The sequence below is a fragment of the Geomicrobium sediminis genome (genome assembly GCF_016908595.1).
GTDB classification, from domain to species: domain Bacteria; phylum Bacillota; class Bacilli; order Bacillales; family Marinococcaceae; genus Geomicrobium_A; species Geomicrobium_A sediminis.
Genome location: NZ_JAFBEC010000004.1, coordinates 198,324 through 214,779 on the forward strand (window position 1 = coordinate 198,324; position 16,456 = coordinate 214,779).

General features: G+C 43.9%; 14 protein-coding genes. 13 read left to right on the forward strand and 1 reads right to left on the reverse strand.

Going from position 1 to position 16,456, the window contains the following annotated elements; all coding sequences use genetic code 11:
- Window positions 1–58 precede the first annotated feature (58 nt).
- From mutS to hfq, 5 genes are all read left to right on the forward strand, one after another.
- Complete coding sequence (mutS, locus tag JOD17_RS08550; protein WP_204697012.1) at window positions 59–2,638, forward strand: DNA mismatch repair protein MutS; 2,580 nt, start codon at window positions 59–61, stop codon at window positions 2,636–2,638.
- A gap of 15 nt (window positions 2,639–2,653) precedes the next feature.
- Window positions 2,654–4,489: a DNA mismatch repair endonuclease MutL gene (gene mutL / locus JOD17_RS08555; RefSeq protein ID WP_204697014.1), complete on the forward strand. Its 1,836-nt coding sequence runs from the start codon at window positions 2,654–2,656 to the stop codon at window positions 4,487–4,489.
- A gap of 298 nt (window positions 4,490–4,787) precedes the next feature.
- Window positions 4,788–5,561 (forward strand): class I SAM-dependent methyltransferase, encoded by a 774-nt coding sequence (locus JOD17_RS08560; RefSeq protein ID WP_204697016.1) that lies wholly within the window; start codon window positions 4,788–4,790, stop codon window positions 5,559–5,561.
- Between the two features lie 15 nt (window positions 5,562–5,576).
- Window positions 5,577–6,512: a tRNA (adenosine(37)-N6)-dimethylallyltransferase MiaA gene (miaA, locus tag JOD17_RS08565; RefSeq protein ID WP_204697017.1), complete on the forward strand. Its 936-nt coding sequence runs from the start codon at window positions 5,577–5,579 to the stop codon at window positions 6,510–6,512.
- Between the two features lie 29 nt (window positions 6,513–6,541).
- A complete protein-coding gene (gene hfq / locus JOD17_RS08570; protein ID WP_042361235.1) occupies window positions 6,542–6,775 on the forward strand; it encodes an RNA chaperone Hfq in 234 nt (77 codons plus the stop codon).
- 21 nt (window positions 6,776–6,796) lie between these two features.
- Here hfq and JOD17_RS08575 read toward each other — a convergent pair whose 3' ends face one another.
- A complete protein-coding gene (locus JOD17_RS08575) occupies window positions 6,797–7,768 on the reverse strand; it encodes a tyrosine-type recombinase/integrase (RefSeq protein ID WP_204697018.1) in 972 nt (323 codons plus the stop codon).
- A 116-nt stretch (window positions 7,769–7,884) separates the two neighbouring features.
- Between JOD17_RS08575 and JOD17_RS08580 the strand changes: the two genes are divergently transcribed.
- From JOD17_RS08580 to JOD17_RS08615, 8 genes are all read left to right on the forward strand, one after another.
- Window positions 7,885–8,784, forward strand: a complete 900-nt coding sequence (locus tag JOD17_RS08580; protein ID WP_239575345.1) for an AAA family ATPase — start codon at window positions 7,885–7,887, stop codon at window positions 8,782–8,784.
- Window positions 8,785–8,797: 13 nt separating this feature from the next.
- Entirely contained in the window at window positions 8,798–10,030 is a 1,233-nt protein-coding gene (hflX, locus tag JOD17_RS08585) for a GTPase HflX (RefSeq protein ID WP_239575346.1), read from the forward strand.
- Window positions 10,031–10,050: 20 nt separating this feature from the next.
- Window positions 10,051–11,283: a methionine gamma-lyase family protein gene (locus tag JOD17_RS08590; RefSeq protein ID WP_204697019.1), complete on the forward strand. Its 1,233-nt coding sequence runs from the start codon at window positions 10,051–10,053 to the stop codon at window positions 11,281–11,283.
- Between the two features lie 135 nt (window positions 11,284–11,418).
- The gene (locus JOD17_RS08595) at window positions 11,419–11,802 is read left to right on the forward strand and encodes a MerR family transcriptional regulator (RefSeq protein WP_204697020.1); all 384 of its coding nucleotides are present in this window, start codon (window positions 11,419–11,421) and stop codon (window positions 11,800–11,802) included.
- Between the two features lie 93 nt (window positions 11,803–11,895).
- Window positions 11,896–13,245 carry a type I glutamate--ammonia ligase gene (gene glnA, locus JOD17_RS08600; RefSeq protein WP_204697021.1) on the forward strand — a complete coding sequence of 450 codons (1,350 nt, stop codon included), beginning with the start codon at window positions 11,896–11,898 and terminating at the stop codon, window positions 13,243–13,245.
- A 185-nt stretch (window positions 13,246–13,430) separates the two neighbouring features.
- The gene (locus JOD17_RS08605) at window positions 13,431–13,637 is read left to right on the forward strand and encodes a hypothetical protein (RefSeq protein ID WP_042361238.1); all 207 of its coding nucleotides are present in this window, start codon (window positions 13,431–13,433) and stop codon (window positions 13,635–13,637) included.
- Window positions 13,638–14,502: 865 nt separating this feature from the next.
- Window positions 14,503–14,892: a hypothetical protein gene (locus JOD17_RS08610; protein WP_204697022.1), complete on the forward strand. Its 390-nt coding sequence runs from the start codon at window positions 14,503–14,505 to the stop codon at window positions 14,890–14,892.
- Between the two features lie 174 nt (window positions 14,893–15,066).
- A complete protein-coding gene (locus JOD17_RS08615) occupies window positions 15,067–16,374 on the forward strand; it encodes a flagellin N-terminal helical domain-containing protein (RefSeq protein WP_204697024.1) in 1,308 nt (435 codons plus the stop codon).
- Window positions 16,375–16,456 lie beyond the last annotated feature (82 nt).

Here is a 16,456-nt window from a genome sequence, read left to right on the forward strand (position 1 = left end):
AACGAACAATTTATGCTATAATTTGACCTAGTTCGCGTTAGAATGAGAGGGAATAATTGTGGCACAACAAACACCGATGATGCAGCAATATTTATCAATAAAGAGCGAGTATAAAGATGCGTTTTTATTTTTTAGGCTCGGTGATTTTTATGAACTTTTTCATGAAGACGCCATTCAAGCTGCTCAATTACTTGAAATTACATTAACGAAACGGGGAAAGGGCGACGACGCGATTCCAATGTGCGGTGTTCCTTATCACTCGGCAGAATCATACATCGATAAAATTATAGAAAAAGGCTACAAAATCGCTGTCTGTGAACAAGTGGAAGACCCAAGGGAAGCGAAGGGCGTTGTAAAGCGTGACGTCGTGAGGGTCATTACACCAGGAACGGTGATGGAAGGACGAGCATTAAGCGCTGAAGAAAATCATTACATCGCCGCGCTAAGCTTTCATAAAGACAAAATCGCGTATGCGAAAAGTGATTTAACGACCGGGGAAACGGAAGCTGGCATCGTCACCGATGAGCTCGTTGAGCTTGAACGTGTGTTGTTCATTGATGGCATGAAAGAGCTGATCGTGAGCCACGACTACCCAGGGGATTTGAAAAGCTGGCTTAAAGCCGTTCCATTTACGGTCTCATTTGATGATCAAGACACGATTCCAGAGCCACTTCAATCGTTGTACGACGGACAAGATGAAGCGGTTGAAAAGGCAGTTGGACGAGTATGGTCGTATTTAAGTGAAACGCAAAAACGATCCCTTGATCATTTGCAGCCAGTAACCGTTAGAATGTCGCAACAATTTATGCAAATGGATGCCCATACGCGACGGAACTTAGAGCTTACGTCGTCGCTTATTGATCGCACGAAAAAGGGTACGCTTTTCGGGTTGCTCGACGAAACGAAAACCGCAATGGGAAGCCGTCGACTTCGTCGCTGGATCGAGTCACCGTTGTATCATCAACAAGCGATTGAGCGCCGTTTGGAACTTGTGAACAAGCTTAAAGATGAAATGCTTGAGCGCGTCAACATTCAAGATGCGTTGCAAAACGTTTATGACTTGGAGCGATTAGTCGGTAAAGTCGCCTATGGCAACGTGAACGCACGAGAACTTGTGCAATTAAAGCGCTCGCTGCAACAAGCGCCATCCATTTTTGAAGCGGTCAACAAGCTCGGCATCGAAGGACGTGCAGTAACAAAAGAAGCTGAGTTGTGTGAAGCGCTTGCGGATCACTTACAAAACGCACTCGTTGATGAACCGCCGATTTCTACAAAAGACGGAGGCATGATTCGTAAAGGGTTTCATGAACAATTGGACGAGTACCGTGAAGCCAATGAAAACGGCAAAACGTGGCTTAGCAATTTAGAGCGGGAAGAACGTGAAAAGTCATCGATTAAGACATTGAAAATCGGTTATAACCGTGTGTTCGGCTACTATTTAGAAGTGTCTCGCGGGCAATCACACCTCGTTCCTGATTACTTTGAGCGTAAACAGACGTTAACGAATGCGGAGCGCTACGTCACTCCTGAACTAAAAGATATGGAACGAAAGATTCTCGACGCGCAAGAGAAAATGGAGGTTCTTGAGTACGACTTGTTCGTGCAAATTCGGGAAACGACAAAAGCTCAAATTACGAAAATCCAACAACTCGCGAAAGTGATTTCTTACATCGACGTTTTGCAAGGGTTTGCGGTTGTGAGCGAAAACCGACGCTTTACGCGACCGTCGTTTACCGATGATCGTACGTTAAACCTCGTAAACAGTCGTCACCCGGTCGTTGAAGTGACGATCCCTGCCGGCGATTACGTCGCAAACGACGTGCACTTGCACGAAGAGCGAGAGATGTTACTCATCACAGGTCCGAACATGGCCGGAAAAAGTACGTACATGAGGCAAGTGGCGATCATTAGCATAATGGCGCAAATCGGGTGCTACGTGCCGTCTGACACCGCACAATTGCCGCGATTTGATCGGATTTTCACACGCATCGGCGCCGCTGATGATCTTGTGAGCGGTCAAAGTACGTTTATGGTCGAGATGGTTGAAACCGAATATGCGTTAAATCAAGCGACGAACAATAGTTTAATCTTGCTCGATGAAATCGGTCGGGGAACATCGACGTATGATGGCATGGCTTTAGCGCAAGCGATTATCGAATTTATTCATGAACGGGTGCGAGCGAAGACGTTGTTTTCAACGCATTATCATGAATTGACGGTACTCGAAGAGGAGCTAGAGACGCTTGATAATGTGCACGTAAAAGCAGAGGAAGAAGACGGAAATGTGGTCTTTTTACACCGTGTAGAAAAAGGGCGAGCGGACAAAAGTTACGGCATTCACGTCGCGAAGCTGGCCTCGTTGCCGACTGAAGTGACTGACCGTGCGGAAACGTTATTAAAAACGTATGAAAGTGGACAACCAACAGCGCCGGTTCAAGAACGAACCGAACCGATGCCAGATGAGCAGTTAACGTTGTTTGAAGAACCGAAACGAGCGGAAAAAGTGAAAGAGCCGAAACCGACGACTGATCGTGAGCTTGCTCAATTGAAAGAAGAACTACAGCAGCTTGATGTCCTTCATTTAACGCCGTTTGAAGCGTTAGAGAAACTGTACGAATGGCAACGAAAATTGCGTTAAGAAAGTGTGAGTGCAATGAATACAATCATTCAACTGGACGAACATTTATCAAATAAAATCGCCGCAGGTGAAGTTGTGGAGCGTCCCGCTTCGGTCGTGAAAGAATTACTCGAGAATGCGATTGACGCGGGTAGCACTGAAATCGACGTTGCAGTTGAAGAAGGTGGCCTGTCGTCGATTGTGATCATCGATAACGGTCACGGTGTACCAGAAGATGAAGTGGAGCTCGCCTTTTTACGCCATGCAACGAGCAAAATCAAAAAAGAATCCGACTTGCACCGCATTGAAACACTCGGTTTTCGAGGGGAAGCGTTGCCGAGTATCGCGTCAGTGAGCAAACTAACGATTGAAACGAGCGCAAATGGCAATGCAGGTGTTGAGTTGACGTATCAAGGTGGACGATTGATCGGAAGAACGAAAGCAAAGGCACGACAAGGCACGAAGATTGCAGTTCGGGAACTGTTCTTCAACACCCCTGCTCGCTTAAAGCACGTGAAAACAATTAACACCGAACTCGGCAAGATTACTGATATTATGAACCGGGCGGCGTTATCACGACCAGACATTTCATTTCGCTTTACTCATAACCATAAGCAAATGCTGTTCACAAATGGTCGTGGTGATTTGCGTCATGTGATGTTTGCGATATACGGCAAGCAAGTGATGGAGAAGGCACTCCCGATCCATCATGAGACGCTTGACTACACGATTACAGGGTTCGTCATTGAACCAGAAGTGAACCGGGCGAGTAGACATTATATGAGTACGTTTATTAACGGTCGCTACATTCGTCACTTCCCGTTAGTGAAAGCGATTGAACAAGCGTACTACACCCGTTTGCCGTCGCACCGTCATCCGATTGTCGTTCTGTCCATTGCGATGGACCATTCTCTCGTTGATGTGAACGTTCATCCGTCTAAGTGGGACGTGAGGCTCAGTAAGGAAGAGGCGCTTTTACAAGAAGTCACCGAAAGCATTGAGCGCCGCTTAGCGCGCGAAACACTTATACCTGAACAAACGTCAAACGACGTCATAAAAGAGAAGACACCCGTGTTTGAAGAAACCCCACTGCCATTGTCTTATTCAGAGAAGCAACCTGTTCGAGAAACGGTTGAAGAGCCCGTTCCATCACACTACGAAGTTGAATCGATCGTTAAACAAGAACCAAACGTCGACGTGCCAGAGGAACGTGTAGTAGCACCTACACCTACGTCACAGCCTGAGCCTGAAGTAAAGGAAGAACAACGAGAAGAAGCGTCTATTGAGCGTATTCCGCCCCTTTACCCGATTGGGCAATTGCATGGAACGTACATTTTGGCTCAAAATGATCGGGGCTTGTACATGATCGACCAACACGCAGCGCAAGAGCGGATTTATTACGAAGAGTTTCATGCGTTGCTGTATAAGAAAAACCGAGACGTGCAAGAATTGTTAATTCCGTTCGTAATGGAATTTACGAATGAAGAAGTCATTCATATTGAGCAGTTGCAAGAAGACTTTCAATCGATTGGTTTGTATATGGAGCGCTTCGGGCAACAAGCGTACCGTGTGAGTGCGCATCCGACATGGTTCCCGAAAGGTCAAGAAGAAGAGACGATTCGTGAGCTGACGAATCAAGCGCTTGAGCTTAAGAAACCAGATGTTGTTGCTTTGCGTGAAGAAGCAGCGATTCTCATGTCGTGCAAAGCGGCAATTAAAGCCAATCGTCATTTGCGAAATGATGAACTTCTGAGTTTGATTGAGCGTCTACGTGCCTGCGAGGAGCCGTTTACGTGCCCTCACGGACGGAACATCTTCGTTCATGTAACGACATATGAGCTTGAAAAAATGTTTAAACGTGTCATGAATTGACAAATCGTTCCTTGATTGTCACATGCTCGTTGTTTAAATGATTTGTTCTATGATACACTAGGAAAAGACAACTTGTATGACATGGGATTGTTATACGAAAGAATGACAGATAAAGGAGTAGAGAGACATGACACCGATGGATTTAGTAGCCATCCTTGGCATTACGTTTATAGCTGTAGTTGTAGCAGTCGTTATGGCATACGTTCTATTTAAATACTCCGCGAAGAACTAACGTCGAATACGAGGTGCTACCCGCTTAGGGGAGCACCTCCTTTTCAATAAGAAAGGAAATGCATTCATGCTCATTACGACAAGTCGTAAGCCAACATTACCGATGCTTCAAAAAGCAAAGCGCTTGTCGCACGAGTGGAACGTCCCGCACCTTGCCAGGGAGAAGCGGACGATTGCGAGCATGCACCACACAGACACTGCGGTCTATATGGTCGGGAAAAATGGCAAAGACGTGCTCTACAATAAAGGTCATGATGATTTCTTTTTTCATCCGAGTATGGCGACGATTCGCATACAACGACTCGAAAAAGGGGGTCGCGATCCGTTTGCCACTATTACAACATTGCAACATGGCGATTCGTTTTTGGACTTAACGTTAGGCCTTGCGAGTGACAGCATCGTTGCAAGTTACCTCGTCGGAAAAGACGGAATCGTTCACGGTGTTGAAAAGCAACATGCTGTTGCAGAACTTGTTAAAAGTGGCCTGGTTACGTGGGATGATGGCAGTGAGTCGCTACTTGACGCGATGCGTCGCATTCAAGTCATTCAACGTGACCATACCGAATACTTACGAACGTTACCTGATCAATCGTTTGATGTCGTCTACCTTGATCCGATGTTCGAACGAACGATCGATGAGTCTTTATCACTAAATGGCTTACGAGCATCCGCGAGTTATGACACGTTACAATCAGAAACATTAGATGAAGCGAGACGTGTGACTAGAAAGCATGTTATTTTAAAAGCAGAAAGTAGTAGCTCATTATGGGAAAAGTATTCGTTTGAGAGGCTAGAAAAACGCCCATCCAGAACGAGTTACGGCGCATTACGTCGATTATAAGGAAAGGAGAAGGCTATGAAACGTCCTCTCGTTGTTATCGTCGGACCAACCGCTGTCGGAAAGACGGCACTTGGCATCGCGCTTTCTAAGGCGTTTAATGGTGAAGTTATTAATGGTGATGCGTTCCAAGTGTATGAGCGGTTAAATATCGGCACTGCAAAAGTGACCGAAGAAGAGAAAGACAACGTGCCGCACCATTTGCTTGATATAAAAAAGCCAGATGAATCATTTAGCGCCGCCGAGTTTCAACGTACCGCAAAAGAGACGATCACAGACATTCATGAGCGCAAACGTCTGCCAATTTTAGTCGGTGGTACTGGCATGTACGTCAAAGGCGTTACGTCAGACTGGTCGTTTCAAGAAGAAAAAGCAGACCGAGACGTTCAACAACAGTTAGAAGCAATTGCTTTAGAGCCGAACGGAAACGAACGGTTGCATGCGCGACTTCATAGCCTTGATCAAGCGGCTGCTGCGCGGATTCATCCGAACAACATTCGGAAGATGATTCGGGCGATTGAGCTGTTAGAACGTGGGCACGATGCACCAAAACCACTGCAATCGGTTGACAACTCGCCATATGATCTGATTATGATTGGGTTAACGATGGACCGAAGCTCGCTTTATGAACGAATTGAGCGCCGCGTCGACGTCATGCTCGAACAAGGTCTGTTTGAAGAAGTCCAGCAGCTTTACGAAGAAGGTTTACGAGACGAACAAGCGATGAAAGCGATTGGCTACAAAGAATGGATTGATTATTTCGAAGGAAAAGCATCCTTTGAGCACGTCGTTGAGACGATCAAAACCCATTCAAGGCAATTTGCCAAACGGCAACTCACGTGGTTTCGTAACAAAGAAACGGTCCATTGGTTTGACAGTGAGCAAGAAAAACATGACCATTTTACGGGAATTGTTCAATTTCTTGCAGGGGAATTGGAAAAAATGTCGAATTAGACAGCAGACATAATTAGGGGGGCTCCGCGGTGAAAAACGTCAATATTCAAGATCAATTTCTGAACACGCTTAGAAAAGAAAACATCTCGATTACCGTATTCTTAACGAATGGCTTTCAGATTCGCGGTTACTTAAAGGCATTTGATAATTTTACGATCATCATTGATACGGACGGAAAGCAGCAACTCGTATACAAGCATGCGATCTCAACGTTTTCCCCTTCAAAAAACGTACAGCTACAACTGGATCCATCTGAATCGTAACGAAAAAAAGCTCGTCATCGTTTAAAGATGATGAGCTTTTTTCATCGAATCGGCAATGGTTTCGTACCGCAGCAATACGAGCTCTGAATGCAAACCGAGCTGGGTTTGAATGTCTTTTGTCGAACGACCTAAACGTAAGGCGTTCACGATAAACGTATGGCGCATATGTTGGGCGCTTCGACCGAGCGGAATACCAGCGCGACGTAGTTCTTCGCGGATCATTTTCTGAATCGCCACGATCGTTAAACGCTTTGGTTTGTCTTCTTCATACGACCAGCGATACGTCTGACGTTTAAAGTCAAACGCGACGAACAATGGATGTTCGTTGCCACGCACAGGTTTCACCGCTTTAGGAATCACATCCAGATAGTTTGCAAGCAGCGTTTGGTCTTTTTGTTGAAGCGTAATTTTCCTAGGATTCACTTCACCGTCGACTGGCGTAACAAAAAGCGTGTTCGACGAGAGCAAATGATCGATATGAAGACCGTGTAATTCTTGCAAGCGTAAGCCATAAAAGAGAATTAACCGCAGCATAATCAAATTTCTCGGTGCAAGCAGCGGACGTGATTGTTTTTGATCATCATTCAGTCCGTCGATGGATTCAGTAGATCGTAGCAACTGGTCGATTTCTTTCTTAGTAAAAAGATCGTCTTCAGTTAACGGCTCATCCTCTTCATCTGGCAATATGACGTGCTCGATCGGATTGTCTGAGAGTACGTTCTGGTGCATCAAATGGTTAAAGTAGCTATGCAACACACGGTAGACCCGTTTGTATGTTTTATGCTTATAATGGCGCTCTTGAATGAGATGCTTCATAAAGTGTTCTAACGTCTCTTTTGTATACGCAGGATGGTTCGTCACGTCGATAAACGAATAAAAGTCAGCGATATCATACGCATACCTGCGGACCGTTGACGATTTCCGGCCTTTAGCTGTGAGTTGTTCTAAGTATTGGTTTGCCGTTGTTGGCAACTGTTCTTGTAAAGGGTGCAACGGTTTACTCCTTTCGATACAATGATAGTAATGAGTGCGCTTCGTTGCACATTTTCATATCGGGTTGCGTAAGATATGGGCAAACACCCGTGATGGAAATGTACGGAGGGATGATGATGAGTTATGCTCACGAGCAGAAAACGAAAATTCGTGTGCGACTGCGTGAAAAAGAGATAAAAAAAGAACCGCACGTTAACACGACTAACATTAACTATTTACTTCAAAAAGCAGAATTCGAACTCGAAAAGCTCATTGGCGTTGAAAACGTGAAAGCCATGGTTCGTGAAATTTATGCTTGGGTTCATATTAACCGTTGTCGTGAAAAACATCAATTGAAGACAGAAGCCCATTCAATGCACATGATCTTCAAAGGAAATCCAGGTACAGGGAAAACAACCGCTGCACGTCTTGTCGGTCGATTATTAAAAGACCTTGGATATTTAAGTAAAGGTCATTTTATTGAAGCAGAGCGGGCGGACCTTGTTGGGGAGTACATTGGCCAAACCGCACAAAAGACGAGAGAGCTGCTACAAAAAGCTCACGGAGGGGTCCTGTTCATTGATGAGGCGTATGCGTTAAATCGTGGTGGAGAGAAGGATTTCGGAAAAGAAGCGGTCGACACGCTCGTGAAAGCGATGGATGAAGGAAACCATTCGTTTATTTTAATTTTAGCTGGGTATTCGAAAGAAATGGAACAGTTTATTACGCTAAACCCTGGGCTTCCTTCACGATTCCCGATTCAGTTGGATTTTCCTGACTTTTCAATGGATCAGATGATGATGATCGCAGAGAATATGTTGCAATCAAGAGATTACGTATGGACGATTGATGCAAAAGAAAAACTGAAGAAGAAATTAGATGATCAAAAAGGTAGAGCAAGAGAACCGTTCAGTAATGGCCGGGCAATTCGAAACGCCATTGAAAAGGCGATCCGCTCTCACGCAGTTCGCATCGTGAAAGAACAAACAGAAAAAGACATCGATGCTTTAAAAACATTAACGGAACGAGATTTCTAGGAGGTTAGATCATTTGGAACGAGTGATCGTCGTAGCAGTTATTGAAGAAAACGAAAAAGAAGAAGAAGCACAGCAGTCGCTTGAAGAGTTAAAGAGCTTAGTCCACACCGCCCACGGAACGGTCGTTCACACCGAAACGCAAAACCGTAAAACCGCCCACGTCACGAGTTATGTCGGGTCAGGGAAGATGGAAGAATTAAAAGAGCTCGTTGAAGAACACGAGGCGGACGTGATCATCATTAACGGTGAACTTTCGCCTCGACAAGGCTATACGTTGAGTGCGAACACCGAAGCGGCGGTCATTGACCGTACGCAACTCATTTTGGACATTTTTGCTGAGCGCGCACGGACGAAAGAAGGACGAATACAAGTGGAGCTCGCGCAAATGACGTATTTGTTGCCAAGGCTTCGTGGACAAGGACATTCGTTGTCGAGGCTCGGTGGTGGAATTGGGACGAGAGGTCCTGGTGAGACAAAGCTTGAAACCGACCGCCGTCATATACAACGTCGGATGGACGAGTTAAAGCGCGAGTTAAAACGAATCGTCAAACACCGTCAGTTGCTCAAAAACAACAAACACCAACGCCTCGTCCCGAAAGTGGCGCTCGTTGGGTATACGAACGCAGGGAAAACGACGCTCTTAAATGCATTAACCGATGAAGAGGCGTTTGCTGAAGACCTTTTATTTGCAACACTGGACCCGTTAACCCGGGAATACCGCTTACCTTCTGGGTTACACGTCGCAATTAGTGATACGGTTGGTTTTATACGCGATTTGCCAACAACGTTAATTGCTGCCTTTCGCTCAACGCTTGAAGAAGTGTCCGACAGTGATTTGTTGCTACGTGTCATTGACGTCACGAGTCCGTACATGAGTGAAGAGCAAGAAACAATCGACACGTTATTAGAGGAACTCGGTGCAACAGGCATTCCGTCGATTACAGTATTGAACAAATATGATCGAACGAACCCAATTCCAAATGGGGTAGAACAACTGAAAAACCCGAAAGTCTACATTAGTGCAAAGCATAAAGACAACCTGGACGCTTTGAACGCGCAAATTGAAATCGCACTTAAAGAAGACATGCAGGCGTATACGTTAACTGTCGATGCTTCAGAAGGAAAGCGACTCGCACGACTCAAAACGACGACAATCGTCGAGCATATTGAATTTGATGAGAGCGATGAAGTGTATACGGTCACAGGCTTTGCAAACCGAAGCCATCCAGAAATAAATCAACAGTGAAAAGATGAAGGAGTTTCAACATGAATACAGTCATTCAACAATGGAACGATGAAACATTAGAAGAATTGCAACACATCTATAAACAAATCGACATCGTTTGTGAACAGAATCAAGCAAAAGTGCTTGATGCGTACCAAGCGGAAAGCATCTCAAGCTACCATTTGAATGGTTCAGACGGTTACGGGTATGACGATGAAGGACGTGACGCACTCGGTCGCGTTTACGCTCGTATATTCGGAACGGAAGCAGCGATCGTGCGTCCTCAGTTCGTATCAGGGACGCACGCCATTACAGCGGCGCTGTTCGGGAACTTACGGCCTGGAGATGAGCTCGTTTATGCAAGTGGAGAACCGTATGCGACGATGAAAGAAGTTGTAGGTTTAAACGGGGATCAAGCGGGGAACTTCAAACAATACGGGATGACAACAAAAGTCGTGCCACTTGATGACACAGGTCGTGTAGACGTTGCCCTCGTAAACGATACGATCACTGCGAAGACGAAATGGGTCGTTCTTCAACGCTCATGTGGGTATGACGATCGCCCGTCAATTTCTATTGAAGAGATGAAGTATCAAATCCAATCAATTAAAGCGCGACACGGTCACGTACATATTTTCGTTGATAATTGCTACGGAGAATTTGCGGAAGAACTTGAACCGGGTCACATCGGAGCCGATTTGTTAGCAGGATCTCTCATAAAAAACCCAGGCGGCGGCATTACGAAAACTGGCGGGTACATTGCCGGTAAAGAATCATTCGTCGTACAAGCCTCAGCTCGCCTTGCGGCTCCTGGCATTGGTATGGAAGCCGGAGCGACAGGTGCTTTTCTACAAGATGCGTACCATGGATTGTTTATCGCACCGACGGTCGTTGCCGATGCGATTAAAGGCGCCCATTATACAGCTTCGATGCTTGAGAAAGCAGGTTACGAAACGACACCGTCGTCAACGACGAGAAGAACCGATCTCATTCAAGCGGTTCAGTTTGGAAATGCGGAAGACATGATTTCATTTTGCCAAAGCATTCAACACCATTCTCCAATCGATGCGAAGGCAACACCAATTCCGGGACCATTACCTGGATATGACGGTGACGTTATTATGGCAGCAGGAACGTTCGTGCTCGGAGCGAGCATTGAGTTAAGTGCAGATGGCCCAGTAGCACCGCCATATACGGCTTACGTGCAAGGCGGATTAACGTTCGCACACTGTAAAGTTGCAATTCGAAGAGCGCTACAATCGATGATCGATTAGCTCATGTTAACTTTTTTAACATCATTTACGGAAAAAAGTTGACATGGTAGTACCGATCTCTTAAAATAAGTAATATATTCACACAATATAAGACGTAAAGCGGTTCTTTTCTCAGCAGGAGAAAGGGGGAGCAACATGGAACAGAGTGAACGATTGCATATGCCTTTGTTCTCCATTCGCATCGTGAAGGAATTAACCGATCTCACCCCAAGACAGATTCGTTACTATGAATCTCATGGGTTCGTAAAGCCTGCACGTACAGAGGGCAATCAGCGTTTATTCTCATTCGCTGATGTTGACCGGCTACTTGACATTAAGCAATTAATTGATCGTGGCGTCAACATGGCAGGCATTAAAGAGATGATGATGGAGCAAGAACAAAAGTACAAGAAAGAACAAGAAGAGCGTGAAGAACTGAAGAGGCTTCGCGAACAGATGAAGCGAGAAGCTCTGCACCATCCGAATCAGAAGAAAGCATCGATGATTCAAGGACAACTTTCACACTTCTACAAATCATAGTGATCCCTTACATCTGAACCCAATCAGATGTAAGTCACATACAGTGAAGCTTTAAGGCTTTGCATTATTAAATGAAAAGGGGAATAAAGACACATGGCAAAGTATACGCGCGAAGATATTACAAGACTTGCACAAGAAGAAGATGTCGTATTCATCCGTTTACAATTCACGGATCTTCAAGGAACGATCAAGAACGTAGAGATCCCTGTTGATCAATTAGAGAAAGCCTTAGACAATGAAATGATGTTTGACGGTTCTTCAATTGAAGGTTTCGTACGTATTGAAGAGTCAGACATGTACCTATACCCAGATCTTGATACGTGGGTTGTATTCCCTTGGACGCCAGATAAAGGCAAAGTCGCACGCTTAATTTGTGACATTTACGAGCCAAGCGAGCCAGGCGAAGCACCAACACCATTTGCAGGCGACCCGCGCGGCATTTTGAAGCGAGTACTTAAAGAAGCTGAAGAAATGGGCTTCACCGACTTCAACATTGGACCAGAGCCAGAATTCTTCCTTTTCAAGAACGACGAAAAAGGCGAACCAACAATGGAACTAAACGACAAAGGTGGTTACTTCGACCTTGCACCAACGGACTTAGGCGAAAACTGCCGTCGTGACATCGTTCTTGAACTCATGAAAATGGACTTCGAAATCGAAGCATCTCACCATGAGGTAGCGCCAGGACAACACGAAATTGACTTCAAATACGCAGATGCGATCACAACATGTGATAACATCCAAACGTTTAAATTAGCCGTTAAGACAATTGCTAGAAAGCACGGTCTTCACGCGACATTCATGCCGAAACCACTCTTTGGTGTGAATGGTTCAGGAATGCACTGTAACATGTCCCTATTCAAAGGTGACAAGAATGCTTTCTACGACGAAAGCACAAAGTCTCAGCTTAGCGAAACAGCAATGCACTTCCTAGCTGGAATCTTAGACCATGCGAAAGCATTTACAGCGATCACAAACCCAATCGTTAACTCGTACAAGCGCCTTGTACCAGGTTACGAAGCACCGGTTTACATCGCTTGGTCACTAAGAAACCGTAGCCCACTCGTACGAATTCCGTCTTCACGTAAGGCGAGCACACGGATCGAAGTACGTAGCCCAGACCCAGCAGCGAACCCATACCTTGCAATGGCAGCGCTTCTTGCATCTGGCCTTGACGGAATTAAGCGCAAGCTTCAAGCTCCTGAAGAAACAGACCGCAACATCTACATCATGAGCGAAGAAGAGTTACAAGAAGAAGGAATCGAAGCTCTACCAGGTAGCCTCAAAGGTGCCGTAGACGAACTCAAAGCTGACAAAGTCCTCGTAGAAGCCCTAGGCGAACACGCAATGGAACACTTTGTTGAAGCAAAAGAGATCGAATGGGACATGTTTAGAACGCAAGTGCACCCGTGGGAGCGCGAGCAGTATATGAGTTCTTACTAAGAGCTAGAAAGCCTTATCCTGAGAGGGATAGGGCTTTTTTATTTGGCCTTCAATATGAAGAAAGTATGCAAGATACAAATTGTAGAAGAGTAATAATTATTTTTCATTTCTGTGAACTTTTACAATGTTAGGCGTTTACGTGTTAAAGTATTGTTAGTACATTTAACATGGAGGGTTGTTTACAAATGGAATATATAACAATTCAGGAATTGAACAAAGTCGATGACAATAACGGCAGTGTCCGATTAATATACTCCGAGAGAGACATTAGAAAAGCTGTGAATGTGAGTGTGTCTGATGGTGTTTATGTTTTTAAGCAGTACGATTTAGCTTATGAGAAACGTGTTAAGTTGATTGAGCATATTGAAGATATGTGGGGTTCGTACCACTAAGATAAAATTCATATAAATGACTCAGTTTGAAACTGTTACTGATGAAAAATGGTACGTGTATTGATACAACTGATGTACTTTCTTTGTTGTGTACATCATCGGCAGAATTAAGTACGATTCCTAAAGCTAAAAGGAAGACGAAGTCATTGAAAGCTCAAAAAGAAAAATGGAAATAGTTGCTAGCTATTAAGTATTAATATTATAGATAATTAGTGCTATGATTGAGGTTCCATTATTTGCTCGCAATGGTCGAGTGATCACCCCGCAATTAACCGTGCGGGGTGTTTTTTACATAAAAAAGAGCAAAAAAGCACGCCCCATAAAGGGACGTGTCAAGGTTCATGCGAGAACAAAACAAAGGACTGCTGTAGTAAAATTATGTACAAGTTTTTAAGGAGGTATACATAAGATAAGGGAACGAACTTGCTGAAATTGTGACTCTCAACGCAATTACTCTGTATGGATAGCTTAACCAAAAGTTTTGGTGAATGTCAGCACAAAAGTGAACATGCTTATGTGAAATTGATAGCGGAGGGTCATGCAGCATCTATATCCCACTAGGGTGTTAGACGGCACCCTCCTTCACTATTATAATATGATGGCAATAAAGATTTATTATATGATTTCTGGAATTTAAATATTCAGTTTTTTAGCAAAGGGACAATTTTTAATTTGTATTTATTCTCGGTCCTGAGAACTTATCTTTATGGTTATTTTATTCTTCAATAATGTGTCTATTCAGATTATAGAAGTTTAAGAGTTTGAATACCACAGCGCGTAACCTCATCACCTACAGTGCACGAACGGTTTATAATAATACTATGGTTTGTAATAAGTAGTCCGACTTTTAGAAGGAGGAATTACTGTGAATGTTATTGTTAGTATTGCGAGTGCTCTTTGTAGTAGTGTGATCGTGTTTGTTTTATTTACCGTGTTTTTCACGCTGAATTCTCCGATGGTTGAGTATTACTTCATCATGACAGAAATACTGCCGATTTTCTTAGTATTCGTTATACCCTTACACGTTGTTTGTTTAATGGTTTACACACTTTTAAATAACAAAATCAATGTCTTATATGGAATATTGATTTTCTCAGGAATAAGTATTGTGATGGGTTCGCTAATTTCGTTGTTGCTAACAGGAACGTTGGTTGGTGAAGGGATGCTAATTAACATCGTCTATCTGTTATCAGGATTGCTGTTCTTTATCATTAATCGGTGGTTAAGTGTGAAATACGCATCCACACAACTTTAAAACAGTTGAAATTGACTAAGTGAAACCATTTTGGACTAAATTCCTGAAAAAGTTTTAGAAATCTATTAACAACCGTCACAAACGTCCGATATAAACCATGTAAGGATGACAAGGATGTCATTCAAATAGGTAGAATGGATGCTACCTAAACAACATTATAAGGACGTGACAAGTATGATTATTAACAACAACATGAGCGCAATGAACGCGCATCGCCAAATGGGAATGAACCAAACATCGATGCAAACATCAATGGAAAAATTGTCTTCAGGACAACGCATTAATCGCGCAGGCGATGACGCAGCAGGTCTAGCGATCTCTGAGAAAATGCGCGCACAAATCAGTGGACTGGATCAAGCAAGCCGTAACGCACAAGATGGTATTTCTTTGATCCAAACAGCTGAAGGTGCTTTAGACGAATCACATAGCATCCTTCAAAGAATGCGTGAACTCGCAGTACAATCAGCAAACGATACAAACCAAGATGACGTTGACCGTGAAGCTATTCAAGAAGAAGTAGATGCTTTGGCAGCAGAACTAGATCGAATCGCCGGTAATACGGAATTTAATAATAAAAACCTATTGAATGGTAGTTTTAAAGGTGAATTTCATATTGGCGCTAACTCAGGCCAAAGTATCAATGTTGAAATTGGTAACTTAAACTCTTCTACTCTAGGAGTGTCACGAGAAGGAGAAGCTGAGGTTGTAACTGGTTCAGTTAACAACGATAGTACTGTTCTAGGTGTAGAAAATCAAAATGCATTTGTTGATGGTAATAATAACGTTGTTGCTGTAGAAATCGGCAGTGAATGGTTTAACGTTAACGACGTTGAAGTAGATGAAAATGGAAGTTTAGCTGCAAAAGACGGGGCTGACAACATTGACGCACCAGCAGAAGTAACAACTCATACGCTTAATGGAGAAACTTACGTAGCAGAAGAGTTAAGTAGTGATGAGACAGTAACTGTTGACGGAAATAATGTTACAGTTGATTCAGGAACTACTGTTCTTAGAAATTCAGATGATGAGATTATTGCAATTCAAAATGGCTCATCATGGTATGAGGTAAGTGACCTTGAAGAAGATACAGAAAATGCAGGACAAATTGACTTCACTGAAAGTACTGCTGGAGATGTTACAACAAGTACAGCTGCATCTGTTGAATTAACAACTACAAAAGGAATTGATGTTTCTAACCAGGTAGCAGCAGATGGTGCTATTGATACGATCAATAGCGCAATTAATCAAGTTTCCGAGCAACGTTCTTATCTCGGTGCTATCCAAAATCGTCTTGAGCATACGATTGCTAACCTTGATAACGCTTCTGAGAACCTTCAAGCAGCTGAATCACGCGTGCGCGACGTAGATATGGCTCGTGAGATGATGGAATTCACAAAGAACAACATCCTTTCACAAGCTTCTCAATCTATGCTTGCTCAAGCAAACCAACTTCCTCAATCAGTACTTCAATTACTTCAATAATTAGGTCAAAACCTCGCCGTTAGGCGGGGTTTTTGTTTTTGAAGAAGAATAAAAACGTAATCAGTAATAAACTTTGCTGAAG

Excerpts from the sequence above, each read along its gene's own strand:
- mutL (WP_204697014.1), top strand. The coding sequence starts at position 2,654 with ATGAATACAATCATTCAACTGGACGAACATTTATCAAATAAAATCGCC.
- JOD17_RS08560 (WP_204697016.1), top strand. The coding sequence starts at position 4,788 with ATGCTCATTACGACAAGTCGTAAGCCAACATTACCGATGCTTCAAAAA.
- miaA (WP_204697017.1), top strand. The coding sequence starts at position 5,577 with ATGAAACGTCCTCTCGTTGTTATCGTCGGACCAACCGCTGTCGGAAAG.
- JOD17_RS08580 (WP_239575345.1), top strand. The coding sequence starts at position 7,885 with ATGAGTTATGCTCACGAGCAGAAAACGAAAATTCGTGTGCGACTGCGT.
- JOD17_RS08590 (WP_204697019.1), top strand. The coding sequence starts at position 10,051 with ATGAATACAGTCATTCAACAATGGAACGATGAAACATTAGAAGAATTG.
- JOD17_RS08595 (WP_204697020.1), top strand. The coding sequence starts at position 11,419 with ATGGAACAGAGTGAACGATTGCATATGCCTTTGTTCTCCATTCGCATC.
- glnA (WP_204697021.1), top strand. The coding sequence starts at position 11,896 with ATGGCAAAGTATACGCGCGAAGATATTACAAGACTTGCACAAGAAGAA.
- JOD17_RS08605 (WP_042361238.1), top strand. The coding sequence starts at position 13,431 with ATGGAATATATAACAATTCAGGAATTGAACAAAGTCGATGACAATAAC.
- JOD17_RS08615 (WP_204697024.1), top strand. The coding sequence starts at position 15,067 with ATGATTATTAACAACAACATGAGCGCAATGAACGCGCATCGCCAAATG.